This is a genomic window from Enterovibrio norvegicus DSM 15893 (genome assembly GCF_900115495.1).
In the GTDB taxonomy this organism is placed as follows: Bacteria; Pseudomonadota; Gammaproteobacteria; order Enterobacterales; family Vibrionaceae; genus Enterovibrio; species Enterovibrio norvegicus.
The window spans coordinates 1-17,580 of the sequence record NZ_FOWR01000042.1 but is presented as its reverse complement, the minus strand read 5'-3'; the positions used below and the strand labels follow the sequence as shown (position 1 = coordinate 17,580).

Genomic DNA, 17,580 nt, shown 5'->3' with positions numbered 1-17,580 from the left:
GAGGGTTATTTGTTTGCTTTAGCAAACTTAGCCAGTAGGACATTGCTACGTTTTACTGCTTTGTCTAAGGCTTCTTGCGCCGTTGCATCACCAGACCAAACGTTCTCAAGTTCTTCGTTGATCACATCGCGGATCTGAACGAAGTTGCCAAGACGAATGCCTTTTGACGCTGGCGTAGGTTCTACGGAGGTCATCTGTGTAATCGCAACGTCAGTACCTGGGTTTTTGTCGTAGAAACCTTCTTTCTTGCTTTGCTCGTAAGCGGCATGCGTGATCGGCAGGTAACCTGTGAACTGGTGCCAGTCAGCTTGAATGTCACTGCTCGACATGAACTTGAAGAATTCCGCTACACCTTCATAGTCTTTCTTGTCGTGGCCTTGTAATACCCACAAGGTCGCGCCGCCAATGATGGAGTTTTGAGGGGTCTTGATTTCAGATTCGTAGTAAGGCAGTTGCGATACGCCAAATTCGAAGCCATCAACGTTACCCTTGATACCCGCGTAAGACGCTGACGAGTTCATGTACATTGCACATTCGCCGCTGTAGAACAATGGTGCGCTGTCTGAACGGCGGCCACCGTATTTGAACGTGCCGTCTTTTTGCCATTCAGCCAATTGGTTGATGTGCTTAACAAACGGTTTGTTGTTGATCTGCAGTTTTGCATCAGTGCTGCTGAAACCGTTGTCTGCAGTGGCAATAGGTTGGTTATGGCGCGCACCGAAGTTTTCGATTTGCACCCATGATTGCCAACCTGTGGTGAAGCCACACGTTACGCCATTTTCACGTAGCTTTTTAGCAACGTCGCCCATCTCTTCCCACGTTTTTGGCGGTGTGACACCGGCTTTAGCAAACAAATCTTTGTTGTAATAAAGCACAGGGGTCGAGCTGTTAAATGGCATAGATAGCATGTTGCCATCAGTGTCTGTGTAATAACCTGCTACGGATGAAAGGTATTCTGATGAATCGAACGGCGTTTCTGTGTCTTTCATCAGTTCGTATACTGGGTAAATTGCCCCTTTGGCCGACATCATTGTCGCCGTACCCACTTCAAACACCTGCACGATTTCAGGTTGTTGTTTGGCACGAAATGCCGCAACTGCGCCCGTCATGGTTTCTGTGTAGTTGCCTTTGTAAACTGGCTTAACCACGAATTCCGTTTGGCTTGCGTTAAACTTGTCAGCAATTTCATTAACTTTCTCGCCCAAGTTTCCGCCCATTGCGTGCCACCATTCAATCTCGGTAGTCGCTTGAGCATATCCTGAGCACAGCAGTAGAAGTGAAGATACACCTGCTAGTTTGTTCAACTTCATTGTTAACTCCTTGTAGAGCCAATTGGCTAGTTTCGCTGGGGTGGGTATTTTCTTTCGAGTATATTAATGTTCGTTAGAACGCTTAACTGTGACCGTACGAGCGAAATGTTACAAAAGCGTTATATCATCGTGTGAATTTTCTGTCACCTATGTATAGAACCTTGTAAGGAAAGTCGCTTATTTGAGAGAGAACTTATTGATGTAAAAGCATCAGATATGTTGTTTACGTGAATATAGACACAAAAAAACACCGCATCACTACGTTCTGCGGTGTTAATAAAAACATGAGGGTATGACAGAAATACGTCAGATTGTTTACAGATTTGCTGCCATGACGGCGGCACGAAGTTGGCGCAGCGTTTCGTCGATTGATTGGTCGTTGTTATTGAAAAACTGAGACAGTACATCGAACATTGCGCGCTGTGAGGCTCTGCCAACGGCCATGTCATGAGAAAAACTCGGCACGAGCTTGTCTGAAGCTGCTGCGCGCGTGAACGCGTTGAAGGAGTTTTGTGCGCAACTGTCGAAGTCGGACAAATTCATGTCAAGTCGAACAGGAATAGACCCTTTGTCTTTGTTAAAGATACGCTGGAAGTTTGGCGTCATGATCAAGGTCGCTAGCGCCTCTTGAGAATCCACTTTTCGTTTGTCGCTTGATTTGAAAAAAACAAAACTGTCGATGTTAAACGCGAATTGATGTTGCGTGCCTGGCGCGGGAACACAAATAAAATCGCGCCCTGGAATTTTACCTTTAGCGGCAAATTCGCCCTTGGCCCAATCTCCCATGACCTGCATGGCGGCCTTTCCTTCAATGACCAAAGATGTTGTGTCACTCCAATTTCGGCCCGGTGCATCGTCATCGGTAAAGGCTTTCATTTTTCTAAATGTCACCAGCGCTTCACGCATTTTATCGCTGGACAACGTGTCACTGTCTTGTTTGACAAAAGCGCGTCGATAATCCGCTGCCCCTAATGTCGCGAGCGCAATAGAATCAAAAAGGGTGGCTTCTTGCCAAGGTTCTTCACCCAAGGCGAGAGGGATGTACCCTGCTTTCTTGATTTTCTCTGCAACGATGAAAAACTCATCCAACGTCGTGGGTACTGCAACGCCGACATCTTTGAAAATATCAGGGTTTGCCCAAAGCCAATTTACACGGTGAATGTTGAAGGGAACAGCAACGTAGTGCCCATTGGCTTTGAGTATGTCGGAGATGCGCTTTGGTAGCAGACTGTCCCAACCTTGTTCTTGAGCAATGCGATCAAGGTTGGTGAGAAAACCAAAGTTCCCCCAGTCTTTTATGTCAGGGCCTTTTATTTGTGCGGCATCTGGCAAGTTGCCAGAAAGGGCGCGAATACGGAGCGTGTTAATGGCACTTTCGCCTGCTCGCCCCGGCACTGCAAAATCTCGCCATTCATGGCCTTTCTCGTTCATCATCTGCTTGAGGGAATCAACCGAGCGCGCTTCTCCGCCGCTGGTCCACCAATGCAGCACTTCAACATCACCCGCATGGGAGGATAAGGACGTAGCGAGCACTAAACTGGCGGCAAGGCATTTCATGTGATTAGCAGACCTCATTGCTCGACCTTCGGGAAGGCAATGTCTATCTGTAAACCGCCACTCTGTCGGTTAGACAAGATGATCTCACCACCGTGTGCCCGAATAATGTTTTTGGCGATACCTAACCCTAGGCCTGTGCCATGCACATCAGTGTGGAGTCGGAAGTAGGGGTCGAACACTTTTTTTAAATGCTCTTCTGGAATGCCGGGGCCATTGTCGATCAGCGTGATGTCGAGCGATTTTTCGCTGTCTTGTACATACACAGTCACTTCATCACCGTATTTCACGCTGTTATCAATGAGATTGGTTAAACAGCGTTTAAAGGCGAGGGGCTTACAACTGAATGGCAAATCTTGAGCACCACGAATGAACACGCGTTGGCGTTGTTGGTTATGGATTTCGGCCACGGACTTCAAAATGTTGAGCACATCAATGTTGGTGACGTTTTCGTGGATATCCGTGTCTTTCACCGTTTGAAGTGCACCTTTCACCATGATCTCGAGTTCATCGAGATCTTTGTTGATTTTGGCGGCTTGGACTTCGTTATCAATCAGTTCTGCCCGCAAGCGTAAGCGGGTGATCGGTGTTTTAAGATCGTGTGAAATTGAACCAAACAGCTTTTCTCTATCATGCATGTAACGCTGCATGCGTTTCTGCATTAGGTTAAACGCGCGGGTCACGGTCGTGATTTCGCTCGCGCCTTCTTCAACCAATTCAGGTTGCTCAATGTCTGTACTTAATCGGTTTGCTGCCAATGCTAAGCGTTTAAGTGGGCGTGTCTGGTTTCGGATCAAGGTGAAAGTGAAGATGAGCAGAAGTAGGGTGATCGCGACAAGAAACACCAATTGGTCTGCATTCACTAAGTCGTTTTCTAAGGTCACATAAGGCGCGGGAAGCAGGGCAGCAATATATACCCATTGGTTGGTATCTAATTCTATTTGGACCACGAGCACTGGGGGGTTTAAAGGTTCTAGCGTGAGGGTATGGTGTGCCCAAGATTTAGGTAAGTCTGACAAAAGCAGGTTGTTGTTCAGCACGCGCAGTGTTTCGGGACGCGAAAAGTTAATCAGTATGTTTTCGACATTGGGCAGTTTTTGCTCCATCACACCTTGAATCGTGTCGACGGCTTCACGTTTGGAGATAGTGTCTGGAATCGGATCGATGCGTATTTCTTCTGTATTAAACGACACAAAGAAGCGAGCGCCGCCCATGTTTCTCAATTGCTCTAGGGCAATATGACGATATTCAGCGGGCAGAGATTGAAAGAACGAGGTCGTTGAGGCGAAGACCTGCGCCATACTTTCTGATGCCGCTTTTAAACCTTCCACTTCGCGCTGTTTAGATTGGGTATACCAAAAAAGACTGGCGACTGCCTGTGCAATAAACACAGACAGTATCGTAAGCACGAGTGTACGAGAAAGCAGCGAACGCGGCCAAAAGTACTGTTTAAGATTCATAGGTGATGTCTGCAACGAACATATAGCCGTTACCGCGCACGGTCTTAATGATGGTCGACTGACGGCCGTTGTCTTTTAAGCGTTGACGAAGACGGCTAACTTGTACGTCGATCCCGCGTTCTTGTGGCGTTGCATCGCGACCACGTGTTGCATGAGAAATGGCATTTCTATCCATCAATTGCTGCGGATGTTCAATGAACAACATCAAAAGCGCAAAATCGGATGAAGTCATTTCCACGTCTTGGCCAGTGACTTGGTGATTCAAACGTTGAGTGACAGGATCTAAGCGCCAATGGGCAAAGCGAATGGCTTTTTGTTTCGACAGAGTGGTGTCCTGCAACTGCTGCGTGCGACGAAGTAGGGCACGAATCCGCGCAACAAGTTGGCGAGGGCTAAAAGGCTTCGCAATGTAATCATCAGCACCCAATTCTAAGCCGATGATTTGATCAGTTTCGTCTGACACGGCCGTGAGCATAATGATAGGCACGGTGGAGTCTTGGCGAACGTATTTACACAAAGTAAAGCCGTCATCACCCGGCAACATGATGTCCAGCAAGATGAGGTCAGGGTATTGCACAGCTAATTTTGCTTTCATTTCCTGTCCGTTCTGCGCAGTCGTTACGTCGTAACCCGCCTTAGACAAGTATTCTTGAAGCAGTTCGCGGATTTCGAAATCGTCATCCACCACTAGGATCCGCTTCTGATTAACCATGCAAGGGTGTCCTCTTATTCTTGAGATTAAGATCAATATTATCTTAGAGATATGGGTTCAGTGCTAGCAGTAGGGAGGGATTTTGTCGTTTAGGGCAGAATCAGTGTACGAATTGTTGATTTCGCATACAAAAAAACGCCTCAACAGACGTTGAGGCGTTTTTGTATTAGGGGGAATGTGATGGCTTAGTTGCCAGAATGCATCGCTTTGTTAATGCACCATGCTGCGCCGCCCCAAGTGATACCAAGACCAATTAGCATCATGATGATTGCACCTGTTGTCATGCGGCACCTTCCTGTTCGTTAGTTGTTCCGCGCACTGGGCGAGAAACAAGGTTAATAATGATTCCGACAGCGACGAGGGCAGCTGTTAGTCCCCAGCCAAGAAGAAGTAATTCGTTCTGCGCATAACCGCCGTAACCGTTTTCGAATGTGTTTAGCAGGTTAGAACCGACAATCCATGCCAACATCAGTGGGCTAATGAATCGGATACATACTTCAAGCCAAATACCCACATTGAATTCAGACACTCTATTCACGTGTGCGCGAATGTCAGAGATCTTAATTAGCCAACCAAGGATAACCAGTTCGATCAAGCAGCTCGCCAATAGCGCAACGTTGTTGATGAAGTAGTCAACCAAGTCGAGAAGCAAGAGTCCGCCATTGGTTGCAAACGCCATCGAAACGGCGAAGCCGATACCACAGACTAATGATGCTGCTTTCTTACGGCTGATGTTGAGTTTGTCGATAATCGAAGAGGTAACCGCTTCAATGATCGAGATATGTGAGCTTAAACCCGCGACCACAAGCGCTAAGAAGAACACTGGGCCCAAGATATATGGGGCTGGCAGTAAGTTAATCGCTGCTGGAAGGGTAACAAACGCGAGACCGACGCCACCACTGACTACGTCTGTGATTGCTTTACCTTGCTCTCCTGCCATGTAACCAAGAATGGAGAAGATAAGCACACCCGCCATGATGGAGAAACCGCAGTTGATTAATACTGTCATGAAGGCGTTATTGCTGACATCGGATTTCTCTGGCAAGTAGCTAGAGTATGCAAGCATGATGGCAAAACCAACTGACAGCGTGAAGAAGATTTGGCCGTAAGCGGCTGACCAAACTTTGGTGTCACTCAGCTTGCTGAAGTCTGGCGTGAACAAGTAGTTCAATCCATCCACTGCGCCTGGCAGGAAAATCATGCGACCTATAAGCAGGAGCACCATAATGAACAGAAGTGGCATCATGATTTTGCTTGCACGCTCGATGCCGCCTTTAACGCCAGTAAACACCGCGACAAAGGTGATTGCCCAAGCAAGCGCCATTGGGATGGCAATATGCAGTTGCCAGTTACCTAGGCTTGTTGGAGAGTTATCGCCCAGCTTCAGGTATTCGCCGAAGAAGAAGGCATTGGTATCAGTGCCCCAGCTTTGGTCAATAGCGAAGCCAACGTAAGACATTGCCCAGCCAATAACTGCAACATAATAAACAGCAATGGTTGCAGCAATACCTACTTGGAACCAACCGAGCCATTCAAATTTTGTATTTAGCTTAGAAAATACAACCGGTGCAGAACCACGAAGCTTATGACCAAGGCCAAACTCCATGATCATGAAAGGAATACCTGCAGTAATCATGGCGAAAAGGTAAGGAATAAAAAATGCGCCACCGCCGTTTTCATATGCCATATAAGGGAAACGCCAGATGTTTCCTAGGCCGATTGCTGAGCCCACTGCCGCCATAATAAAGCCGGCGCGTGAGCCCCATTGTTCTCTTTTCATAACTTCTCCTTGTCGAAGTATTTACGCATTATTCGCGTCAGAAATGACGCTATAGGTCGCTGATATTCTTGGGTAAGCAGCGTAAACCTCTGCGTTTTAAGGTGTTCCACCCACCTTTGTTCTCATTCTTTGGTTTTCCCATCGTCAAAAGCAAAACAATAAACTGCTCACGAGGTTAAATGCAGACTAAACATTGGAGATAGGTAAAGCAATAGCGCATAAGTCTTCAATGTTTGGTTTGATATTCGTGAATGCTCTGTTAAATATTGTTTATGTGGTGTGATGTAACGAGTGGTTGGGATTAATGGTGTATTGAACTAATGATAGATAGGTCTGTTAGTGAAAAGTTGTGAATTGGTAAAGCGGTGCGTTTGTCGGAAAAGTGAGCAGATTTGCGCTTTATCTCTAAATTTGAATGCTAATGGCGGTTTTATCGTGCTTTAACCGCATCGTTATAGTTTTCTAATTTGATCTTTCTAAGGTGAGTAAAGGTTGTATCCGTATGAATATATTGTTTTATATTTCAAATTTTCACTGGATTGACAATACCGCCGTTAAATAATTGTTAATTTTTATCGTGGCGTTTAATTGTACATTAAACATCATTATTCTGAGGGTTTTAGGCAGGTTTTATTGAATTTTTTGAATAGTTATTCGAGTTTTTAGTGCGGGTTATTTTCTTCATTCTACTATGCCCTGAAACAGCAAAATATTCTGGAGAAGCCTGTAGTTCTAGGTGGTTGCAGTGTGTCACATTTTGAAACACTCGCATCACTAGATAGACGATCTATGATTCGAAAGTGAATAATCTAGCTTGCACCGCGCCTTTCGCTGCATTATTTGTATGTAACGAGCTTGTTAGTCAGATTGTTTGTAGAAGGAAAATAAAGATGGACACGAATTTACGCATTGCACTAGTTACTGTTGGCTTCGCACTAACGATGATCTTTACCTACGCGACTGTCGCGATTGTTTTCTCTTAATCAAATAAAGCGGATTGATTTTGAAGTACCTTCGTTTTATCCCTGCTCATCCATCTCGAATTTAATGGCTCTGCTGCCTTTTCAACAGGTAGAATGCGGTAATTGATAACCCACATCTTTTGAGGTTAGCGTGCAGAGTCATAAAGACGGTTTCTCTTTTGACAGTTTATCGTCCGACGCAGGGCAGCGTCATTTCTTAACACCACATTCAACCCGCAGAAAACGCATTGCCTTGGTCGCACAAGGTGGTGGTCAGCGTGGAATTTTCACATCTGGTGTACTCGATAGCTTCCTTGATGCTGGGTTTGATCCCTTTGAAATTTTTATCGGCACGTCTGCGGGGGCACTCAACCTGTCTGCGTTTATTTGCCGTCAAAAAGGGTTCGGCCATCAATTCATTACCGAGTTCACGACGGACGACCGATTTTTCAATCTCATGAAATATGTTCGCCGTCAGCAATTCATGGACTTGGATTGGGCGCTGACGCTTGCTGAACCGACGCATCCGAATGGCTTGTGTTTTGAAACAGCGAAACAGACGCTAAAAAATCGCTCAGCCTATGCGTGTGCGACAAACTCACACACGCTTGAGCCTGAGTATTTCCACATGTTCCAAGATAATTGGCGTTCTGTGTTAAAGGCGACCTGCGCGATCCCATTGCTCTATGAATCGACAGTTGCGCTCAATGGTCAGTATTATGTGGATGGTGGAGTGAGTGGAGCCATTCCTGCGCGCGAAGCGTTTAACCGCGGCGCAGATATTATTGTGGTTATTCGGACGGAGCCTGTGACGCATGAAGAACCTCATACAACCTCACCGTTGATAGAGAATTTTCGCAACAAAGTAGAAGCGAGATTGCCTGAGTACGCGGCACGACTGAATATCGAGCATCGACTTGAAAAGCTGTCGGATCTCCATCATCAAGTGTCGACAAGACTCAATGAATTGAAGTTTCGCTACGCCGAAAAAAACCACGAAAACCTTTGGTTGAAGCTGAAAGACATTGTGCCTGAACGCATGCAGCGAAACGGCGAAAGGTGGTTGTTCGGCGGAGATGTCATTTATCGCCTGCATGAATTGTCAGGTCATAAAATCAATGCAGACATGCTTGAAATGCTGACGAAACATTATCATACCTACCAAGATTCCATCGACTTCCTGGCGAACCCGCCGATGCGCACTGAACTACTTCAGATTGCACCAAAAACCCCCTTGATTAGCAGCGCGTTGCTGAGTAAACCTCATCAACTTGAACACGACTATCAGGATGGGGTGAGAGCAGGTCGGCAGTTTTTGTGGAAGTATTCAGACATGCTCAAAAATGCGTCTACGATTACAGAGTGACCTGTTGTAACTGATTAGGATTAAACGTTTTATACCCAATCAACCTAAAGATGCTCGGTGTTATCCCTTTTTGATGGAGATCACTACATCAAAAAGGGACGCCTAGATCATAACGTCAGTAAACCTCGCTGAATCCTGCATCTTCAGGTTGTTTGGGTATATATCAAGGAAGAGCTGTGACTGAGTTTGAAAAAATGCAGCAGGGGAATCCGTATAGCCCCGCTGATGTTGAATTAACCCAATTTCGATTTGCTTCACGCAGACTGTGCCAAACCTTTAATGCTCTCGACCCTGCAGCAACAGAGCAACAGGACATGGTGGTGACGAAGTTGTTCGCGCGTCGTGGCAAAGAAGTGGCAATTGAAGCGCCATTCACGTGTTCGTATGGCATGAATATTCACCTCGGTTCGAATGTCGCTATTGGGCCTAATTGCACCATTATCGACAGTGGTCACGTTGAAATTGGCAATAATGTACACATTGGCCCCAGTGTGGGCATATATGCCAACTCACAGTGCTTACTTCCCCTTGATATTCTGCATGGTGAACAAGAGATCTCTCTGCCGATTATCATTGGCAATAACGTTGTCATTGGGGGGAGTAGTGCCATTAAAGCCGGGGTCTGCATTGGTGAAGGTGCTGTCGTTGATATTGGCGCGGTCGTTGAAGATGATGTGGAACCATTTGCAGTAGTTGCAGGAAATCCTGCGGTAGTGGTCAGGCGGCTAAGATAACCATATTTAATATGTAACTAGTCGCGCTAAATTCCCTAAGATTTGGTACATTGTGTGTAAGTTGCATATCGCTGTATATCACTGTTTATTTGATTGGTTGGCGGTAAGGTTATAGTTCTGCTAGGCTTGACCGAAAGATGACCAAAAAACTATATAAATAGCATTTTTTGTACGGTTTTTCAGTTGTGTAGGGCAGTTCACTTTGGCGTAAGCTAGGTGATAAAAAGAGAAAGAGACGATGGCAAAAGTAAGAGCAAGAGTTCCTTTGAAAGTGGGAGTTGGCAGCAAGATTTCTGCAGAAATCCTGTCATTTGAAGGTTTGAACTCGGACAAAGAGCACGTCGCGATCATCTTCAAAAGTGTTGATCAACAAAGTGGCAATACACCGCTTGTTCGTATGCATTCAGAATGTTTAACGGGAGACGTTTTTCACTCGTCACGTTGTGACTGTGGTGAGCAGTTAGAAGAAACCATACAAAAAATGGGTACCGAAGGCGGCATCATTCTGTATTTGCGCCAAGAAGGTCGAGGCATTGGCCTGTATAACAAGCTCGATGCGTATGAACTTCAAAGCGAAGGGATGGATACCTATCAAGCGAACAATCATCTTGGGTTTCCTGATGATCTTCGTACCTTTGAAGATGCCGCTGAAATGTTAAAGGCGCTTGATGTACATAGCATCCGCTTAGTCACCAACAACCCTAAAAAGATCCGAGAGATTCAGGAACTAGGCATCACATTAGCAGAAGTGGTGGGGACGAAAGCACACATTAAAGATGGTAACGAGAACTACTTGAAAGCAAAAGTTTCTCACGGTCATCATAAACTCACGATTGAGTAGCTATCGCATTAACCCCCTGAGTCACATGCACCAACGTGTTGTACACCAGACCAGGGGCGTGTTGAACGAAAAAGCAGCGTTAAAAGCGCTGCTTTTTTTGTGCCTGACAAATTAGCGGTTACTTTACGCGCACAATTGCGATGGCATTATAAAAACTAATCCGAACTATGATTTCTTATCGTGTGTAAAACACGCTGTTTCTATTGTTTCCCGCCTAAGCTATCACTAATATCTGCAAAAAATTGGCTGATGACCCGTTTCGAACGACTTTTCTTCGTTTTTCACTTCTTCATCTCGCCTGCATTCATAAAAGAAACTTACGCATTATTTGCTGTTGTATAAGGAATATGGTGATGCCGTCGGCGAAGCCTTTGTCTAACATTCTTCTGATGATCATTATTTTGGCTGCTGTTGGTCAAATGACGCAAACCATGTACGTGCCTTCGATGGCGCTGATGGCCGCGGATTTTCAAGTTACGCCTTCGCTTCTTCAAGCGGTCATGGCGTGTTATTTGATCCCCTACGGGTTATCCCAATTCATATACGGGCCGCTCTCTGATCGATTTGGCCGTAAGCCAATTATTTTGGTGGGTTTGGCAATATATGTTGTGGGTACCATTGTGGCACTGTTTGCGACGACCTTTGATGGCTTCCTCGTTGGCAGCGTTATCCAAGGCGCAGGTATTGGCTGTGGTGGTGCAATGGCGCGTACGTTAACCCGTGACTGTTTCGAAGGAAGCCGTCTGCATAAAGCGAACAGCCTTGTGAGCATGGGGCTTATCTTTTCACCTTTGATTGCCCCCGTTTTAGGTGGCTACTTGAGTACGCTATTTCAGTGGCAGGCGAGTTACCTTTTCCTCTTGGTTTTGGCGGGCGTGGTGTTTCTGATTATGTCCGTTGGGTTTCGCGAAACCTTGCCGAAGGAATCTCGCCGCAATGATCGCGTTATTACAAGTTATCAATACGTATTGAGCAACCGACAGTTTCAAGGCTACCTACTTTGTCTGATCGCCATTTTCTCAGGCATTTCAGTTTTTGAAGCAGCGGCGGGTGTATTGCTTGGCAGTACATTGGGGCTAGAAGCGACGACGGTGAGCTGGTTGTTTGTCTTGCCGTTACCGGGATTCATGCTTGGGTCATGGTTATCGAGCGTGATTGAGTCTCGTTATACCAATGCAACAACTATTGTTGTTGGGTCTGTTTCGCTGGTTCTGGGCGCATTAAGCATTTTTGTCCCTGGCATGCAGGGTATGGTGACGGTTGAGTCATTAATTGGCGGTGCGTTTGTCTATTTCTTGGGTGCAGGTGTGTTGTTCCCCGCTGCGACAACAGGCGCACTTACGCCATTTCCTCGTCATGCAGGTACAGCGGGCGCGGTTCTGGGTGGTGTACAAAACATGGCAGCGGGTGGATTTACATTGGTTGCCGCTAAAATGAGCATGACCGACCAATTCGCGCTTGGTTTGATTCTGCTGATCATGGCGTTGATTTCTAGCGTCGGCTTGTTGCTCTGTAAAAATCAAACAGAAGTACCTGAATTACCAATGGCAGCATAAACGAGGGGAATAGCGGTTAGAGTAGTCATTTTCTCGCTATTAAATTCAATATAGCCAGCAAATTCCGTCGTTATTACCTTCTCGTAAAGGCAGGAAAACAGGTTTGTTTTCCTGCCACGTCTAACGTTTGTTCTGTCTGATTTAGATCAATGTAACTATGTAAATGTAATTTTCTTTCACTAAGTATTTGCGACATTCATCAATTTGGTGCAGTCTGTACGGCCTGTGGCGGAGATAAACAGGACAAGGAGGCCCTCAAAAATGCTCCCGCCGAGATAATCAGAAAGGCGGTAATCACGACAATGAACGCAAACACTCAGTCAAGCTGGCTTGGTCATCCTCGCGGTTTGTTCCTACTGTGCGGTACCGAACTATGGGAACGCTTCTCCTTCTACGCAATGCGCGCCATTTTGGTGCTCTATCTCACAGATAAAACCATTAACGGTGGCTTGGGTTGGACGACACAAGACGCTTTGAACCTTTATGGTATTTACACCGGTTTGGTTTACCTTACCCCTGTCTTTGGCGGCTGGTTAGCAGATAATTTCCTTGGTCAACGCCGTTCCATCATCATTGGTGGTGCATTGATGGCGATTGGTCAATTCACCTTGGCATTACCCAACAGCTTCATTGACCCGTATGAACTGCACGCGTTCTATGTCGGTCTTGGTTTCCTTATTGTGGGTAATGGTCTCTTTAAGCCAAATATTTCAACCATGGTTGGCCAGCTATATGGTGAAGGCGATAACCGCCGCGATGGTGCATTCACTATCTTCTATATGGGCATTAACATTGGCTCACTGTTAGCGGGTCTGATTGCGGGCACAGCGTCCATTCATTACGGCTGGAAAGCGGGCTTCCTCTGCGCTGGCATTGGTATGTTGATCTCTATGGTTATCCAGCTTGTTTTTGCGCAGCGTTTTCTGGGCTCTATCGGTATTGAACCTGCCGCGCAGAAGCAGCTTCGCGAATCTGGTAGCAATGAAAAACAACCGCTAACAGCGATTGAGCGTGATCGTCTGAAAGTGATTGTGGTCATGAGCTTGTTTGTGATCATCTTTTGGGCGGGCTTTGAGCAAGCAGGCGGATTGATGAACATTTACTCGCAGCAATACACAGATCGTATGATCGGCGCGTTTGAAGTGCCTGCGGCGTGGTTCCAATCTCTCAACCCGATGTTCATCATTATTATGGCACCTTTGCTTGCTGTAGTATGGCGTCGCCTTGATGACAATGAGCCAAGTTCACCGATCAAATTTGCGATGGCAATGGGTTTTCTCGCGCTAGGATTTGTTTGTATGGTGGGTGCCGCGATGCAGCAGGGCGGCGATATGTCCGTCAAAGCTTCCATGTGGTGGCTAGTTGGCGCGTATTTCTTCCATACATTGGGTGAACTGTGCTTATCTCCGATTGGTTTGTCGCTTATCACAAAACTTGCGCCGTTACGTCTGATGTCTGTCATGATGGGAACATGGTTTTGTGCGAATGCTGTTGCTAACTACGTTGCCGGTTTCATTGGCAGCCATGTCGGTGATGCAGGTCCGTTGGCTATCTTCGGTGGAATCGCTGTCACAGCAGGGGTTGCGGGCGTATTGCTTGTGCTTTGTTCGTCAAAATTGGTTGAATGGATGCATGGTGCAGAAGGCAATCCAGTGAGCGCACGCAAAGTGGGTGAAGAAAGCACCGCACCAGCGCTCTAGTTAGACTAAGCTCATATAAATAATAACAAAAGCCATCATATAGATGGCTTTTGTTGTTTAAAAAAGAAGGATGTTTTTCTAGTCACGAAATTTATAGTCTTTCATACTTATTCCATTCAACAGTACTGCATCCCGTATAATCGCAACCTATCGACCATTAATTCTTTCATCATTCCTGACTAAAAACTTGCCCTCACTTGTCCTTAAATTCACATTAAAAGCCCCAGATATGCTTGCTGGGAGCCACTCAATCTAAGAACCTGTGTCGTATGAAATAGCGGCGCAAAACGTTTTTCTGGGTTGTATAACGTTCCAATGTGTCCAAAAGCAACACTCAACAATAGGACAATATCTAGGAGCAAAAGCCAAACCCATCGCGAGTTGGGGACGGAAAGTGTCGGGTCTCTCTGATTGCTTCGTGTTTTTGACATGGCATTTTCGAGAGATGGCCGAGCTGCCTCTTGCTTTGTTAGCATAAAAGAGGGAAATGAAATGGCTGATATTAATGGAACCAATTCTGCGGATACGTTGAATGGTACGACGGGAAAAGACACGATCAACGGGTTTGATGGCAATGATGTTATTTACGGTGATACATCAGGCTCTACGCCGGGTGATAAAACGGCTGCAGTTTTTGTTATGGGCGCTGACTTTTCGGCAAGCTGCGGTAATTTTCACACCTTTAGCTTCCCACCAACACTGAACTTCTCAGGTTCTACGACAAACGTTACTTTCAATGATGACGATGACAAGTTGAATGGTGATGATCGTTGTAACGAGTATTCTGACGATAAGAGCCAGTCTGTCACGATCAATGGTCAAGAGTGCGATGTTAACGTTGATTATCAGCTCAAGTACTGTGACTCTGCGGGCAATGTTTATACGTTCGTTATTGTCGACGTTGATGCTGATGGAAATGGCAATCATTACAATAACTTGGGTGAGAATGGCAAAATTCTCGTTCAAACCGACGGCCCAGAAATTACGTCTGATACGGATTTGAGCCTTGTTCCAAACTCTTACCAGAACGTTAGCAGCCTTGATTACGATGACATCGTCACACCAACATCGCCAGAGATTGATCATGGGGTTGGCGATGATGATGTGATTTCAGCTGGCAATGGTGATGACCTAGTATACGGTCAAGGTGGCGATGATTTCATCGAAGGCAACAACGGCCAAGATGAGATTTATGGTGGTGACGGTGATGACGTAATTTACGGCAACACTGAAAGCCCTAATTTTGGCAATGACTCGTCTATCAAAGCGTTTGTATTGAACGAGAGCTTTTCTATCACCAACGGTGGTGAGTTTCACACCACATGCTTCCCGCCGAAGTTGAACTTCAACGGTACACACGAAGAAATCACGTTTAACGATGATGATGACAAGTTAAACGGTGATGATCTTTGTAACGAGTATTCTGACGATAAAACGCAGTCAGTAAATCTTGACGGTCAAACGTACGATGCCAATGTTGACTACAAACTGTCTTACTGTGACTCTGATGGCAACATTTATACCTTCGCGATCGTTGACATTGACGCAGACAGTAACGGCAACCATTACCACAATGTAGGCGAAAACGGCAAAATCCTGATTCAAATCGATGGCCCTGAAATCACAGCCGATACCGATTTGAGCCTGGTACCTAATTCGTACACCAATGTCTCTTCGCTCGACTATGACGCGCTGCAAACCAACAACGGTGATATCACTGAAATCGCAAACGACGAAGATTACATCGACGGCGGTAAAGGTAACGACACCATTTATGGTCAGTGGGGCGATGATGAAATTCGTGGTGGTGAAGGTGATGACCTTATCTACGGCGGCCAATACGGTACTCAAACGACCGAACTCGTGCGTAACTCAGACGGCACGTGGGACATCAGCGGCGGTGGTGAAGTGACACTTGATCTGTCTAACTTCTCTTCAAGCGCGTCTTACAACAACAGCGTGGGTTGGTATGCACTCGATGAAGATGGCAACGTACTGAAAGCGTACATCTTGGAAGATAACGTAAAAGGTGCGGCTGACATTACTGCCAACATTGATGTTGAAGGTGCTGTCACGCTGAGCTTGTTCATCATTCCAGATGGCGACCGTAAGCACTTCGATGCGGGCGAAGCAACGCTGAGCTTTAGCGGCTCTAGCCCAACCATCACACAAGGTTCTGCATCGTCAATGGTGTACGTGTCTGAAGCCGGTAAAAATGGCGACAACCGTGACCATGAAATCAACTCTGGCGACGATTCTTGCTGGGAAGATCTATGGTGCCTAGGCGATAAAGACTTCAACGACGTTGTATTTAACGTTGAAGCGAGCCAATCTACCCGCACAACAGATGCTGATACCATTTATGGTGAAGAAGGTAACGACACCATTTACGGTGGTGACGATGCTGACCACATCATGGGTGGCGTAGGCGACGATGTTATCTATGGCCAAGAAGGTGACGATGTCATCGAAGGCGGCGACGGTAACGACGAAATCTACGGCGGTACTGGCAAAGATGTCCTTCTCGGTGGTGCCGGTGATGATTACCTCGACGGTGGCCCTGGCAGCGATGTTGAAATCGACGGCGGTACGGGTGTTGATGAGTACCGCGGCAGTGCGGGTAACGATGTGTTTATCTTCGGCCAAGATGATTTCGTTGGTACAACGGTCACTAACCAAGCGGGTCGCGTGATCAACAAATCTATGTACAACGCTGACAACGGCTTTGACAAGATGTTGGTTGAAGGCGATGCGATTGTCGATTTTACCGGTGAAAGCTACCAATCTGACCCAAGCATCACGGGTAACGTGATGGCGCAAATTGAAGCTGTGATTGGTGATGAAGGTGACCAACAAGTGACAATCAACCCGAATGAGATTTGGTCTCAGTCTGATGCGCCTGGTGGTGAAGGTTTCGGTGCGGCAGAGGATTGGGATGGCTTCGTTGCTTACCTTGGCGAAGGCGACGACAGCCTTGATTTGTCTGGTACACCTTGGAGCTTCGACGCAGACGGCGCGGTAAATGCACCATTGTCTGCTGAAATGATCAGCATTATGGGTCTGAACAATACTCAAGTGGGCGAGTTGAATGCGTACGTGTTTACGCACGATACCCAAGATCGCACCATCACAGTATGGACAGACGCAGAGACGGTCACGTTGAACGATGACAGCCTGATCTAAGTCAGTTGCCTATAACGCGTAAGATTGTCCTTTGCGAAAGCATTGAATAACCCGCGATGAGCAGGACAAAAAAGGAGGCGTTTACGCCTAATGCCGATCAGTTAAGCAAAAAATGATCGGTTGAACGATCCTGAGAGGCTGGCAAAATCCGAGTGTATTTCTACACTCGGATTTTTTTATGTTCTTAAGACAAGCCCTCGACCGAATACACCAATTTTCTGCTGACCAACTCAATGGCCTATCAGATCTCCTGTGCCCCGCTCTCATTAATCAATGCCTTGAAGACACAGGCGTCACGACGATTCGAAAGCGTAGGCTCCCCATGGAACTGATGGTGTGGAGCGTCGTGGGAATGTCACTTTATCGGCATCTATCGATGAGTAAGGTGGTCTCTCAGCTCGATATATTACTTCCAGGTAAGA

14 protein-coding genes and 1 riboswitch are annotated in these 17,580 nt (G+C 46.4%); of the genes, 8 read left to right on the top strand and 6 right to left on the bottom strand.

The features are described from left to right. Window positions 1–5: 5 nt before the first annotated feature. The 6 genes from ugpB to BM082_RS20420 all read right to left on the bottom strand — a co-directional run bounded on the left by ugpB (window position 6) and on the right by BM082_RS20420 (window position 6,816). Window positions 6–1,310, bottom strand: a complete 1,305-nt coding sequence (ugpB, locus tag BM082_RS20440; RefSeq protein ID WP_017009428.1) for a sn-glycerol-3-phosphate ABC transporter substrate-binding protein UgpB — start codon at window positions 1,308–1,310, stop codon at window positions 6–8. Window positions 1,311–1,625: 315 nt separating this feature from the next. Next, a complete protein-coding gene (locus tag BM082_RS20435) occupies window positions 1,626–2,867 on the bottom strand; it encodes an ABC transporter substrate-binding protein (RefSeq protein ID WP_017009429.1) in 1,242 nt (413 codons plus the stop codon). Between the two features lie 14 nt (window positions 2,868–2,881). After that, on the bottom strand, window positions 2,882–4,324 hold the full coding sequence (locus BM082_RS20430) for an ATP-binding protein (protein WP_017009430.1): 1,443 nt from the start codon (window positions 4,322–4,324) through the stop codon (window positions 2,882–2,884). Next, window positions 4,314–5,036, bottom strand: coding sequence for a response regulator (locus BM082_RS20425; RefSeq protein WP_017009431.1), 723 nt, complete (start codon window positions 5,034–5,036; stop codon window positions 4,314–4,316). The genes BM082_RS20430 and BM082_RS20425 overlap by 11 nt, the downstream gene beginning before the upstream one ends. Before the next feature lie 185 nt (window positions 5,037–5,221). Continuing rightward, on the bottom strand, window positions 5,222–5,320 hold the full coding sequence (locus BM082_RS24840; RefSeq protein WP_017009432.1) for a MetS family NSS transporter small subunit: 99 nt from the start codon (window positions 5,318–5,320) through the stop codon (window positions 5,222–5,224). Next, the gene (locus BM082_RS20420) at window positions 5,317–6,816 is read right to left on the bottom strand and encodes a sodium-dependent transporter (protein WP_017013750.1); all 1,500 of its coding nucleotides are present in this window, start codon (window positions 6,814–6,816) and stop codon (window positions 5,317–5,319) included. The genes BM082_RS24840 and BM082_RS20420 overlap by 4 nt, the downstream gene beginning before the upstream one ends. 890 nt (window positions 6,817–7,706) lie before the next feature. Here BM082_RS20420 and BM082_RS24835 point away from each other — a divergent pair. The 8 genes from BM082_RS24835 to BM082_RS20385 form a co-directional block, all read left to right on the top strand. After that, a complete protein-coding gene (locus tag BM082_RS24835) occupies window positions 7,707–7,799 on the top strand; it encodes a hypothetical protein (RefSeq protein ID WP_017009434.1) in 93 nt (30 codons plus the stop codon). Between the two features lie 130 nt (window positions 7,800–7,929). Continuing rightward, complete coding sequence (locus tag BM082_RS20415) at window positions 7,930–9,144, top strand: patatin-like phospholipase family protein (RefSeq protein WP_017013749.1); 1,215 nt, start codon at window positions 7,930–7,932, stop codon at window positions 9,142–9,144. Window positions 9,145–9,320: 176 nt separating this feature from the next. Next, window positions 9,321–9,878, top strand: a complete 558-nt coding sequence (locus tag BM082_RS20410; RefSeq protein ID WP_017009436.1) for a maltose acetyltransferase domain-containing protein — start codon at window positions 9,321–9,323, stop codon at window positions 9,876–9,878. Window positions 9,879–10,116: 238 nt separating this feature from the next. Continuing rightward, the gene (locus BM082_RS20405) at window positions 10,117–10,719 is read left to right on the top strand and encodes a GTP cyclohydrolase II (RefSeq protein WP_017009437.1); all 603 of its coding nucleotides are present in this window, start codon (window positions 10,117–10,119) and stop codon (window positions 10,717–10,719) included. A gap of 353 nt (window positions 10,720–11,072) precedes the next feature. After that, window positions 11,073–12,275, top strand: a complete 1,203-nt coding sequence (gene emrD, locus BM082_RS20400) for a multidrug efflux MFS transporter EmrD (protein ID WP_017013748.1) — start codon at window positions 11,073–11,075, stop codon at window positions 12,273–12,275. Window positions 12,276–12,577: 302 nt separating this feature from the next. Then, window positions 12,578–13,975, top strand: a complete 1,398-nt coding sequence (locus BM082_RS20395) for a peptide MFS transporter (protein WP_017009439.1) — start codon at window positions 12,578–12,580, stop codon at window positions 13,973–13,975. A gap of 354 nt (window positions 13,976–14,329) precedes the next feature. After that, window positions 14,330–14,437: riboswitch (cyclic di-GMP riboswitch) on the top strand. Window positions 14,438–14,467: 30 nt separating this feature from the next. Further along, a complete protein-coding gene (locus BM082_RS20390; RefSeq protein ID WP_017013746.1) occupies window positions 14,468–17,158 on the top strand; it encodes a calcium-binding protein in 2,691 nt (896 codons plus the stop codon). A 178-nt stretch (window positions 17,159–17,336) separates the two neighbouring features. Then, the coding region (locus BM082_RS20385) for a transposase domain-containing protein (protein WP_208862506.1) at window positions 17,337–17,580 on the top strand (244 nt) is incomplete at its 3' end.

What these genes read in the sequence shown, in the direction of transcription:
- ugpB (WP_017009428.1), bottom strand. Translation starts at nt 1,310, where the DNA reads ATGAAGTTGAACAAACTAGCAGGTGTATCTTCACTTCTACTGCTGTGC.
- BM082_RS20435 (WP_017009429.1), bottom strand. Translation starts at nt 2,867, where the DNA reads ATGAAATGCCTTGCCGCCAGTTTAGTGCTCGCTACGTCCTTATCCTCC.
- BM082_RS20430 (WP_017009430.1), bottom strand. Translation starts at nt 4,324, where the DNA reads ATGAATCTTAAACAGTACTTTTGGCCGCGTTCGCTGCTTTCTCGTACA.
- BM082_RS20425 (WP_017009431.1), bottom strand. Translation starts at nt 5,036, where the DNA reads ATGGTTAATCAGAAGCGGATCCTAGTGGTGGATGACGATTTCGAAATC.
- BM082_RS24840 (WP_017009432.1), bottom strand. Translation starts at nt 5,320, where the DNA reads ATGACAACAGGTGCAATCATCATGATGCTAATTGGTCTTGGTATCACT.
- BM082_RS20420 (WP_017013750.1), bottom strand. Translation starts at nt 6,816, where the DNA reads ATGAAAAGAGAACAATGGGGCTCACGCGCCGGCTTTATTATGGCGGCA.
- BM082_RS24835 (WP_017009434.1), top strand. Translation starts at nt 7,707, where the DNA reads ATGGACACGAATTTACGCATTGCACTAGTTACTGTTGGCTTCGCACTA.
- BM082_RS20405 (WP_017009437.1), top strand. Translation starts at nt 10,117, where the DNA reads ATGGCAAAAGTAAGAGCAAGAGTTCCTTTGAAAGTGGGAGTTGGCAGC.
- emrD (WP_017013748.1), top strand. Translation starts at nt 11,073, where the DNA reads ATGCCGTCGGCGAAGCCTTTGTCTAACATTCTTCTGATGATCATTATT.
- BM082_RS20395 (WP_017009439.1), top strand. Translation starts at nt 12,578, where the DNA reads ATGAACGCAAACACTCAGTCAAGCTGGCTTGGTCATCCTCGCGGTTTG.
- BM082_RS20390 (WP_017013746.1), top strand. Translation starts at nt 14,468, where the DNA reads ATGGCTGATATTAATGGAACCAATTCTGCGGATACGTTGAATGGTACG.